The 10,634-nt window shown below is 58.6% G+C and carries 13 protein-coding genes and 1 tRNA gene; 11 read left to right on the top strand and 3 right to left on the bottom strand.

Annotated features, from left to right (window positions below; genetic code table 11):
- A partial coding sequence (argS, locus tag BA066_04770) for an arginine--tRNA ligase (protein ID RDD53385.1) occupies positions 1–683 on the bottom strand: 683 nt, incomplete at its 3' end.
- Between the two features lie 31 nt (positions 684–714).
- Between argS and BA066_04765 the strand changes: the two genes are divergently transcribed.
- A complete protein-coding gene (locus tag BA066_04765) occupies positions 715–1,593 on the top strand; it encodes a hypothetical protein (GenBank protein ID RDD53384.1) in 879 nt (292 codons plus the stop codon).
- On the opposite strand, the gene BA066_04760 is transcribed toward BA066_04765, so the two are convergent.
- Both BA066_04760 and BA066_04755 read right to left on the bottom strand, forming a co-directional pair.
- On the bottom strand, positions 1,577–3,031 hold the full coding sequence (locus BA066_04760; GenBank protein RDD53383.1) for a hypothetical protein: 1,455 nt from the start codon (positions 3,029–3,031) through the stop codon (positions 1,577–1,579). The genes BA066_04765 and BA066_04760 overlap by 17 nt on opposite strands.
- Positions 3,032–3,045: 14 nt before the next feature.
- A tRNA-Trp gene (locus BA066_04755) sits at positions 3,046–3,144 on the bottom strand.
- Positions 3,145–3,239: 95 nt separating this feature from the next.
- Between BA066_04755 and BA066_04750 the strand changes: the two genes are divergently transcribed.
- The 10 genes from BA066_04750 (at position 3,240) to BA066_04705 (ending at position 10,590) form a co-directional block, all read left to right on the top strand.
- Positions 3,240–4,121, top strand: a complete 882-nt coding sequence (locus tag BA066_04750) for a hypothetical protein (GenBank protein ID RDD53382.1) — start codon at positions 3,240–3,242, stop codon at positions 4,119–4,121.
- A gap of 1 nt (position 4,122) precedes the next feature.
- Positions 4,123–4,881 (top strand): TatD family deoxyribonuclease, encoded by a 759-nt coding sequence (locus BA066_04745; protein ID RDD53381.1) that lies wholly within the window; start codon positions 4,123–4,125, stop codon positions 4,879–4,881.
- Positions 4,878–5,672 carry a class I SAM-dependent methyltransferase family protein gene (locus BA066_04740; GenBank protein RDD53380.1) on the top strand — a complete coding sequence of 265 codons (795 nt, stop codon included), beginning with the start codon at positions 4,878–4,880 and terminating at the stop codon, positions 5,670–5,672. The genes BA066_04745 and BA066_04740 overlap by 4 nt, the downstream gene beginning before the upstream one ends.
- Before the next feature lie 57 nt (positions 5,673–5,729).
- The gene (locus BA066_04735; protein RDD53379.1) at positions 5,730–6,500 is read left to right on the top strand and encodes a winged helix-turn-helix transcriptional regulator; all 771 of its coding nucleotides are present in this window, start codon (positions 5,730–5,732) and stop codon (positions 6,498–6,500) included.
- Positions 6,470–6,739, top strand: coding sequence for a hypothetical protein (locus tag BA066_04730; protein RDD53378.1), 270 nt, complete (start codon positions 6,470–6,472; stop codon positions 6,737–6,739). The genes BA066_04735 and BA066_04730 overlap by 31 nt, the downstream gene beginning before the upstream one ends.
- Positions 6,721–7,869 carry an NAD(P)/FAD-dependent oxidoreductase gene (locus BA066_04725; protein RDD53377.1) on the top strand — a complete coding sequence of 383 codons (1,149 nt, stop codon included), beginning with the start codon at positions 6,721–6,723 and terminating at the stop codon, positions 7,867–7,869. Before BA066_04730 ends, BA066_04725 begins: the two co-directional genes overlap by 19 nt.
- Before the next feature lies 1 nt (position 7,870).
- Positions 7,871–8,476, top strand: coding sequence for a rhomboid family intramembrane serine protease (locus tag BA066_04720; protein ID RDD53376.1), 606 nt, complete (start codon positions 7,871–7,873; stop codon positions 8,474–8,476).
- Between the two features lie 329 nt (positions 8,477–8,805).
- The gene (locus BA066_04715; protein ID RDD53375.1) at positions 8,806–9,420 is read left to right on the top strand and encodes a Zn-dependent protease; all 615 of its coding nucleotides are present in this window, start codon (positions 8,806–8,808) and stop codon (positions 9,418–9,420) included.
- Positions 9,392–10,153 carry an HAD-IIA family hydrolase gene (locus tag BA066_04710; GenBank protein ID RDD53374.1) on the top strand — a complete coding sequence of 254 codons (762 nt, stop codon included), beginning with the start codon at positions 9,392–9,394 and terminating at the stop codon, positions 10,151–10,153. Before BA066_04715 ends, BA066_04710 begins: the two co-directional genes overlap by 29 nt.
- On the top strand, positions 10,150–10,590 hold the full coding sequence (locus BA066_04705) for a GIY-YIG nuclease family protein (GenBank protein ID RDD53373.1): 441 nt from the start codon (positions 10,150–10,152) through the stop codon (positions 10,588–10,590). The genes BA066_04710 and BA066_04705 overlap by 4 nt, the downstream gene beginning before the upstream one ends.
- Positions 10,591–10,634 lie beyond the last annotated feature (44 nt).

The raw sequence follows: 10,634 nt of genomic DNA, 5'->3' as shown, positions 1-10,634 counted from the left end.
GTCTCCACCCAGTCCTCGACCTTCGAGTCCGAGGGGAGGCCCATCTTGGCCCTCCAGATCTCAAGAGAGGCATTCGAGATCGCATATATCAGCCCAAACCAGTGATCTATCTTCCCCTTCGGTTTCAAATCCCTCACTCTAAGTCTTCCAGCCGCCAGTATGGCCACCTGCATGTTGCAGTCATTCACCAGGTAGTGCCTCCTGACGTCCCATCCCAGGAAGTTCAGGATCCTGGAGAAGGAGTCCCCTATCACAGCATTCCTCCCGCTGCCCACGTGGAGGGGGTGAACTGGGTTCACGCTCGTGTGCTCCACCATGATCTTGATCCCCCTCCTCTCCCCTCTCCCCAGCTCCTCACCGGCGGCCAGTCTTATCACATCCCCGAAGAACCTCCTCCTCTCCACCCTCACGTTCAGGTAGCCCCTCTCCACGTACGCATCCGAGGCATAAGCCACCTTGCTTAGATCCATCCTCCTTAGGACCTCCTCCGCAGAGCTAGATGGATCCTTCCCCAGCTCCTTAGCCAGCTTGAATCCCACAGGCAGGCCGTAGCTGCAGATCTCCCTCTGAACCCTGGACACCTGCAGCGGGCTGAAGCGAGCGCTGGATCCCAGCTGCCCCATCACGTAGTTCACTTCATCGACGAAGGAGGACTTGAGAGCTCCTAACGGGTCCCTGGTCATCGATTTATCGGGACCCTCCCAAATATAAGGGATGCACATGACCCTCACGGCCTTCCAGAGGATCCTGAGGGATGCCGTGGAGCGGATCCCTTGGGGGGAGGTGACCACCTTCAAGGTCATAGCTGAGGCGCTGGGGGATCCCAGGGCCGCTCTAGCCGTTAAGAACGAGCTCCTCAAGATCTCAAGGGTGGAGCGGGATCTGCCATGGTGGAGGGTGGTTTCATCGAGCCTGGAGCCCCTTCCCGGTGCTGAGGAGAGGCTGAGGGAGGAGGGTAGTCTCCTGAGGGCCAGGGCCGGGAGGATCTTCACGGACCTTGAGATCTGGCCCGTCTTCAGTGTGATGGCCTCCGACCAGGTGAGGCTATCGGATAGGGTCATCCTGGAGGAGCTGAGGGACGTCAGCGTTGCGGCAGGAGTAGATGTCAGCTACCGGGGCGAGGAGGCCGTGGCCTGCTGCGTGACCGTCGATGAGAGCATGAGGATCTTGGAGACCAGGTTCGAGAGGTTCGTCCCACAGGTGCCCTACGTTCCGACATACCTCGCCTTCAGGGAGCTCAGAGGGATGCTCCCCGCCGCCATGAGGTGCAGTTTCGATGTTATATTCGTCGACGGGCACGGTCTGATGCACCCCAGGGGATTCGGTGAGGCCTCCCATCTCGGTCTCCTGCTCGGCAGGCCCTCGGTGGGGGTCGCGAAGTCCCGGCTCGTCGGCGATCTGAGGGGGGATCGCATACTTCTCGCGGGGAGGGAAGTGGGGATCATTGTGAGGGGCGGCTACCTCTCCCCGGGCCACATGTCAGACTTGGGGAGCGCCGTTAAGGCTGCCGAGAGGTTCTGGAGGGAAGGGAATCAGCCATTCCCACTGAAGATGGCCCATTCCCTATCCAAGAGATTCAGACCCTCAGATTGATCTCCTTCGGTTTATTGGCCTCCAAGGAGATGTCCAAGATGGACTCCCTTCCCTCAGGACTTATAACGACTATCTGCACCTCCCTGACGGGTGAGGGGGACGTCAGCTTGCCCTCCAGGTACTTCCTATCGTATCTGAAGGATCCCCTCACAGCCCCCACCTCCTCGAGCCTCTCTATCATCTTCGATGGGGTGGTGATCCACAGGTCCCTCGTAAGGGCTTCCTCCAAGAGCCTCATGACCCCCAGCTCCGTCGGCGCATCTAGAGCCACGAAGCTGCCCCTCCTCACGATATCGTTCAGGACCTCGGCCACCGGGGACTGTCCCCTGACCCTCCCCACAACCGGGATGCTCCAGATCGAGCCCCCCACCCTGAAGGGCCTGGAGACACCTAGTGCATACCCGAAACCTTGAAGGAGATCGCCAACCAATGTGTACTTCGCCCTGACGAATGAGGCCGACTCCCAGGCATCCACTACGGTCGATTCTATGATCCTGAACCTGATCCCCAGGTCTCCCCTCCTGAGAACCTCCGCCAGCTCCCTGTACTCATCTAGCATAGCGTCTTGGTTAACTGATGCCTTGGGAGAGGCAAGAAGCCCAACCTCGTGTCCGTTCTCCTCAATCGAAGTCAGTATCTCTCCTATCTCTGAAGGTCTGTAGTCCTCCCCCCTCCCGGCGAAGAATGCCAGGGGCTTATCCATTTTCCCGAGTCTCTCCACCCATATCTCCCTTTTTCTGAAGAAATCTTTTATCCTGGCGAGGATCGACCTCTGCCTCCTCACCCTGAGTATCGGGACGGATACCGCCAGCGCCCCCTTCCTCCCGGGGGGAGATATCCTCTTCAGGACCATGGGGAGTCCCTCCATCCTGTGAAGGAGCAGCAGTGAGCTTAGAATGAGCTTCGCATGGACGTCCACGGTGGGCACGCTCGTCTGAACCCCTCTTATCTCAGATATCGCGTTCAGATTTATCCTGTTGTCCGGGGTCTTAACCCCCCTCATCCCCAGCGACAGCTCGGCTCCTCCGAGGAAGTAGGCCACCGTCCTGAAGAGGTCGTAGCCTATCAGCACGTGATTGTCCCTCCTGAAGACTGGATTAGTCCTCGACAGTCGCTCGCAGTCGAAGGTGTACTTTGAGCCGAAGAAAGGGGATTTCTCCCTGCCGATCTCCAGGAACCCGGCCGGCATGGGAGGGGATTTCTTCATCTCCACCTTATCACCGCCGAAGTAGGTCAAGGCCGTGCTGCCCACGAATATCGATGGCGTCACCACGGGGACGAACTCCGCCTCCTCAGGGAATATCGAGACCATGTGCCTTATCGGGTCCGGCTCACGAACCTCCTCCCAGAAGAGCCCCAGCGAGTCCAGTGTGTACCTCACCGCCTCCCTCACTCTGGGGTCTCTGGACCTGATGACCGCAATGTTCGTCGGAACCACTCCCCCTGATGGGGTGGTGGGGCCGGTGGGACTCGAACCCACGTCCTACGGGTGTCCCCCTCATTGCTCCAGGGACTGGAGCCCGCCGCCCTACCTTTCCAGGGCAGTGCCCCCATATCATAGGGGGACGCCAGGCTGGGCCACGGCCCCTCGGCATCACGCGCCCCCGGAGAATTATATAAATTTGATCCGCGGGTCCTCGCGAGGTATGGGAATGAGGTGCTCTCACTGCGACAGGGAGGCGAGTGTCCACGTTGAGAACCTGGGATCATGGCTCTGCGAGGAGCACTTCGAGAGGTACTTCCTCAAGAGGGTGGATCGTGTGCTCAGGAGGTTGAGGAGGGGGAGCTCCCTACTGTTCGGGATATCAGGGGGAAAGGACTCTGTGGCGGCGATCCACTCCACGAGCCTCCTGGCTCGCAAGTACGACCTGAGACTGGGGGCCGTCATCATAGACACGGGATCCGAGGATTGCCTGAGGGTCTTCGAGGAACTCACATCAAGCCTATCCGTGAGAGGTGAGGTGATAAAGCTGAGGGACTGGGGGATAGAGGTACCCAGGGATCCTAGGCTTGCTTGCTTCGTCTGCGGGGTCGTCAACAGGTACCTCCTAAATAGGCACGCCGTTGAGAGGGGCTACGATTACGTGGCCACCGGGCACAACCTTGATGACATGGCCTACTTCGGCCTGAACAATCTGATAACTCATTCCCTCGATTACCTCCTCCACCAGTACGATTCAGTCACGGAACCCATCCCCCAGTTCAGGATGGCTGGGAGGGTCAAGCCCCTATTCTGGCTGAGCGACTCCGACTCCATGAACTACGTCAAGCTGAAGGGTTTGCCGACGTGCAGGACCAAGTGCCCCAATGAGGGAGTGGATAAGCAGGCCGTGATCAAGCCGCTGCTGTACGAGCTGAGGAGGAGGTGGCCGCCCTCCCTCGTCAACATGGTATTGAGCCTGAGGGAGCTCGCCAAGAGGATGGATCACCCGGAGAGGGACCTTAGGCTCTGTGAGAGGTGCGGCTACCCATCCTCCGGAAGGATATGCGCGTTCTGCAGGCTTAGGGAGAGGCTCTCTGGTGATTAGCATGATACTCTTCGACGCCCACTGCCACCTGGAGGACGTGTCCTTCGACGAGGATAGGGAGGAGGTTTTGGCTAGGGCCAGGAAGGCGGGCCTGATCGGGATTGTCACCTCCCCCCTGGGCTTCGATGAAGCCGTCAAGGCCCTCTCCCACTTCGATGGGAGCGATCTCGTCAGCATATCCATAGGGCTTGATGTGAGCGATTATCGGGATGAGGATGAGGTCAACAGGGTTATGGAGCTGATAACCTCCAGCTACGATAAGATAGTGGCTGTCGGGGAGGTGGGCTTGGATTACAGGGTGGCCTCCATGGGAGGGCCAGGGAAGGAGAGGCAGAAGGAGGTCTTCAGGAGGTTCATAAGGCTGGCCGAGGAGATCGATAAGCCCCTTGTAGTTCACAGCCTCTGGGCTCAGAGACCGGTACTGAGGTTGCTTGATGAGGAGGGAGCTACTAGGGTGATTTTGCACGCATTCGGCGGGAAGCAGAGCGATGTGGAGTTCGCCGCTGGGAGGGGATGGTTCATCAGCGTGCCAACCAACGTCTTGAGGTCCTCCAACGTGAGATCCGTGGCCGAGGCCACGCCGATGGACAGCATGGTTCTGGAGTCCGATTCCCCCGTGCTCTCCCCCGATCCTGGCGAGAGGAACGAGCCAGCTAACATAGTTCGATCAGCGAACTTCATAGCTCAGCTGAAGGGTTTGAGTCCCGAGGAGGTCGCTTACATAACCACCACCAATGCTAGGAGGGCGTACGGTGTTTGAGGATAGCCTACGATCTCATAGGTTCCAGGGAGACGGGGGCCGTTGCCATAGTTGAGGTGCCGGAGGGAGCTGACCCCCTGGAGCTGGCCAGGGAGGTGATGAGGAGACACCCCCACGTGAAGTCCGTCCTCAGGAAGTCTGGTGGGCGTGAGGGGGCTCACAGGGTCAGGCCCCTGGAGCTCATAGCTGGCTCCCCGGAGACGGAGGTCATCCACAAGGAGCACGGCTACAGGCTCAAGCTCGATCCAAGGCTCGTTTACTTCTCCCCCAGGGAGGCCGCTGAGAGACAGATGATCTCAGAGCTTTGCAGAGACGGGGAGCTCATCCTACTCATGTTCGCAGGGGTTGGACCGTATGCGATAGCGATAGCGATGAGGAGGCGAGTTCAGGTGGTCGGAGTTGAGATAAATCCTATAGCGGTCAGGTACTTCCAGGAGAACGTGAGGATCAACAGGCTGGGCCACAGGATCTTCCCCGTGGAGGGGGACGTGGCATACGTCGTGCCGGCGATGAGCGGGAGGTTCGACAGGGTGATCATGCCCCTCCCCCTCGGGGCTTACTCCTACGTGAGGCAGGCGCTCATCGCCCTCTCCGGGGATGGGGGGTTCATCCACTTCTACTACTGGGGGGGTGAGGGCGCCCTGAGGGAGGCCGAGGCCCTGTTCAGGAGGGAGGCCCTCTCCCTGGGGTTGGATGTCAGGTCCGTCGGCTACAGAGTGGTCTCAAGCTACGCTCCAAGGATCGACAAAATCCGAATAGATTTTTCAGTAAAACCGGCCTCGCTGAAATGAGACGACTAGTCGAAGTTATATAGATGAGCCCGCCCAGTAAGGGGAAGGGGCCCGGACATGGGCCCGGGAAGCGGGATAATGGAGGGGAATGGAATAATGCTTACAAATGTGATTCAGACAAAGTATAACGATCACATGAATTATCTGAATAAGATTTATCCTTACGAGGACACTCCCTTCTACAGGCTCTCGGACTCCTACAGGAGGATGCTGGAGGTCGTGAGGGAGATACCCAGGCTCCTCTCGGATAGCCTCTACGAGCTCTTCGTATCCCAGAAGCAGGAGGTTCTGAGCCACTTCTCAGAGGATGTGAGGTTTCTCATGGAGTCGGGCAGCATAAGGGAGCTGGATGAGGAAGAGGTCAACGCCATAGTGGGGTTCGTCGGGGATCTTCTGGATTCCATCTACAGCAAGGTGGTTAGGAGGATCTCCAATGACCTGCACAGGTACCTCCGGTGGACCCCGGAAACCGCAGACTCCGGAGGCGAGCTAATAAGAGGGTGCGAGGAGCGTTACAGGGAGCTGATAAGTGAGATAGCAAAGGCAAGGGCTGAGAGGGATTTCTACAAGGAGATCGCGGAGTCCTTGGAGAGGACGGAGCCCCCGATGGTCGGGAAGTACAGGATACTGGAGCTCTTGGAGAAATATGGGAGGGAGATGAAGCCCGTTGAGATCGCCAACGAGCTGAACCTGAGCGAGGTCACCGTGAGGAAGTACATAAGGGAACTGCTCCTTGAGGGCCTGCTGGTGAAGAACGATAAGGTCAGACCCTACACCTACGTGCTGGGTGACCCCAATTGGAGGAGAAGGCTGAGGGCGAAGAAGTGAGGGAGCTGGTACTGCTTGTATCTCCCCTATGTCCTGAATCCCTTGAGACGGCCGTCAGGCTCAGGAAGCTGGCTTCGATGAGGGGCTACTCCTTCAGGGAGGTGTCGGCCCTCGAGAGCGAGGGCCTCAAGATGATAGAGGATTTCGGCATCAAAAGGGTCCCGGCAGCCATAATGGGTGGCAGGCTCCTCTTTCAGGGTAGGGTCCCGGAGAACCTCGAATCCCTCTTGGAAAGGTAATCCCCTTGAGGGCCGATGTCCTCATAGTGGGCGGTGGGATAGCCGGATCAACGCTGGCCTCGCTCCTGTCCAAGGAGGGATTCGAAGTTATCATGGTTGAGAGAAAGGGGAGGGCGGGGCATCCCCATCACTGCTCCGGGATCCTTGGCTTCGACGCCCTCAGGGAGCTTGTCCTCTTCTCGGAGGACTGGGTCCTCTCCGAGGTGAACCGAGCCAAGTTCGTGTCCCCGGGCGGGGTGGAGCTGGAGGTATCCAAGCCCCTGGCCAAGGTTGTGAACAGGTCGGAGATGGATAAGGAGACCTGGGAGCTCGCTCTCTCCCTTGGAGCAAGGGGCATGCTGTCGACACCCTTCAAGGGTCTCCTCTCAAGGAACGAGGCCCTCATAAAGGGGGGTGTCGTCTCATTCAGCCTCATAGTCGGGGCAGATGGGACGCTCTCGTCAGTGGCCCGGGCGAATGGTCTCCCTGACTTGGAGGTGGAGCTGGGCCTCCAGCTTGAGTGCGGCTTCAGCGTGGGTGATGGCTACGTTGTCAGGCTTCTGGGGGGAAGCAAGTTCTCCTGGATTCAGCCCTGGGGGAGTCACGCGAAGGTGGGGGCCATAGGGGATCCCCGGGATCCCCTCAGGGACCTAATAATCGGGGAGTGCGGAACCTCCCTGGGGAGGCTCGAGGGGAAGGTAATCCCGAGGAGGATCAGGGAAAGGTTCCGGGGCAAGGGGTTCGCGCTCTTGGGGGATGCGGCTGGCCAGGTGAAGCCCCTGAGCAGGGGTGGAGTTCTCTTCGCGGTCAGGGCCGCGAAGCTACTGGCTGATGCTCTGGGGAGATTTTGGGATAGCATGGATGAGGCCCTCATCTCCTACGAGAGGAACTGGTGGAGGATCAACGGGGATGAGGTGGTCTTGGGAAGGGCCTTGAGGAGATACCTGGAGGGGTTGTCCGCCAGGCAGCTGGACTCCCTCTTCAGGGACCTGAGGGAGCATGAGGAGGTCCTGGAGATCTTCGAGACGGATCATCAGGCCCTTCCGTTGAGGGCGCTTCCCAAGGCTAAAGTTCTTAAGCTCCTGATCTCAAGACCGAAGGCATCCCTCCTCGCAACCGCGGAGCTCATGAGGTACTTAATGAGGTGGTGAAATGATCACTCTGATCAGCTCACTCACCGGGATCTTCTCATTCCTCACATCGATTATCCTCCTCAGGAGGTACTTCAACGTCCCGGAGGTAACCTCCCTCCTGATAAGCCTCAACTCGGGCGTCTACTTCCTCACATCCCCAGGCCTAGTCAGGGCGGACGAGTCGATCCTCATAGCATACGGCAGCTCCGGCTCCTACCTGGTAAGCGGTAGGTACGAGACCCTCCTCACATCAATATTCCTTCACGCCAACCTCCTGCACCTCTTCCTCAACATGTATGCCCTCTACGTGCTCGGACGGATCGTCGAGATCTCCCTAGGGAGGTCAAGGTACTCGGCCCTCTACCTCCTCTCGGGACTCTCCGGCAACCTCCTCTCGGCCCTCGTGGATGAGCTCTCCGTGGGCGTCGGGGCCTCAGGCGCGATCATGGGGCTCCTCGGTTACATGATGGCAATGGAGTACAGGTTCACGAGGAGGCTCAATCCCTCAACCTTGTTCATAGCTATCTTCGTCATATTCGGTGGTTTCTCAGCGAACGTGGATGTTCTGGCTCACCTGGGCGGGTTCCTCCTCGGCCTGATCTGGGGGCTACTCAGGGGTCGGTAGGGGAAGGGCCGAGGGATCCTGAGGAGAGTCTCGCTATTTCCCTCTAGGGGACTTTCCCTTATTGGATGCCATTAAGACCTCTCGCTGGATGGCCCATCTGGGGCCTTAACGCATCGAAGTACTTGATGCTCGGGAAGTTATATGTGTTGAATTCGAATGCCCTCGGAGGGTTAATATGAGGGAAGCATCCTCCCAAGAGCCCATCTGGGAATGAGAGATGCTATAAGCTAGAATGCGATCGTTCCATTGGGCCAGACCGCCACCCATGACCCAATAGCCCTGCCAAAAGGTTATGGAGGAGGAAACTCCGTGGATGCGATGATGAACGCATGAACACCGCTTTTTTAAGGATGCCGCCCCCGGAGGATCGGGGTATGATGGAAGGGATCCCAGTCAGGATAGTCCCGGCCGGCTTCGTCTACTACTGGATACTGGAGCATCTCCAGGATAATCTCCCTAGGGCCTATCCGGTTGAGGTGAGGATAGACCAGAACCCCCTGAAGATCCCGAGTTTCGTCTACTCAAAGGGAGGCTCTCAGATAATGAGCGAGGCCTTCCTCAACTACCTGAGAGCCATCGATAGGTGGAACAGGGATGAGAGGGTTCTGGCATTGGTAGAGGGTGATGCCCGCTCCCTCGGCACCAACTTCGTCTTCGGCCAGGCCGAGGTTGGAGGTAGATTCGGGGCAGTTTACATAGCGAGGCTGAATCCCGCTTTCTACGGTAACAGCGAGAACGATGGCTTGTTCCTCCTGAGGATACTGAAGGAGGCCTCCCATGAGCTGGGTCACATGCTGGGGCTGGTCCACTGCAGGAATGCGAGGTGCGTCATGAGCTTCAGCAACTCCGTTTGGGAGGTTGACAGGAAGGGTTGGTTGCCCTGCGAGGAATGCAGGGGGAGGTTGATCTCCTCACGTGCCCGGGCCGAACTTGAGCGAGTATGATCTCCTCATACTTGATATAGATGGGGTCATCTGGCTGGACGGTAAGCCAATAGAGAGCTCGGTGAGGGCCGTCAATGCCCTCAGGGGCATTATCGATATCGCATTCGTGACCAACAACTCCACCAGACACAGGAGGGATCTTGCCGCCAAGCTCAGATCGATAGGCATCCCCTGGGTCTCCGAGGGTGATGTCTTCACGAGCGCGAGCGTTTTGGCCAGCATCTCGAGCGAGCTGGGCCTCAGGAGGTGCTACGTCATAGGGGAGAGCGGGCTCCTCAGGGAGCTGGAGGAGGCCGGTATTGAGATATCGGAGGAGGGGGATGTCTGCGTCGGCCTGGATAGGAGCTTCGATTATGGGAAGCTGAGCGCTGCCGTCAGGAACATAATCTCGGGTTCCCTTTTCCTGGCCACCAACGAGGACAGGCTCCTCCCCACCCCATCGGGCTTCACGCCAGGGGCCGGGGCCATAGTGGCGGCCATATCGGCGGCCTGCGGTAGGAGGCCCGATGTCGTCGTGGGGAAGCCGAACCCCCTCATGTTCCTTCGGGTCTCCTCCAACCTGGGCGCCAGGAGGCCTCTCGTGATAGGGGACGTCCCGGAGACAGATGTCCTAGGCGCCATGAGGGCCGGAATGGACTCGGCCCTCCTCATGAGGGATCCCTCGAGCGACCCCAGGGGATTGGTTCCGCGCCCCAGGTACCTGCTGAGGAGCCTGGAGGAGCTGATCCGTTGAGCTGCGTCAAGGGATCCTATGCCCTTATCATGAGGTCGAAGGGAGGCTCCCTGAAGATAGGGAGCCTGGGGGACTTCGAGGTACCGGAGGGGACGCTCGTTTACGTCGGCTCGGCCTACGGACCCGGTGGGCTCATGGCCAGGGTCTCCAGGCACCTCAGGAGGGGGAAGCGCCTGAGGTGGCACGTGGATTACCTGACCGAGAGCGAGATAGTGAAGGTTGAGGAGGTCCTGGCGCTACCTAATGTTAGCGAGGAGGAGCTCTTCTGTGTGTTGATGATGTTTGGGGATCCTATAATTCCGGGATTCGGCTGTTCAGATGCCAGGGGACACTTAACGCACCTCTTCAAGCTGGATGACCCTACTCCGCTCAGGGATTTCCTGAGGAGGAGATATCAGCTTCAAGAGATCTTTCCTAGACCAGATCGGCCGGTCTAACGTAGAAGTTGAGCCTATGATTGTGATAATCCCTTATCACCTGT

The sequence above is a fragment of the Candidatus Korarchaeota archaeon NZ13-K genome, from assembly GCA_003344655.1.
Classification (GTDB): domain Archaea; phylum Korarchaeota; class Korarchaeia; order Korarchaeales; family Korarchaeaceae; genus Korarchaeum.
This window is presented reverse-complemented; position numbering and strand designations above follow the sequence as displayed.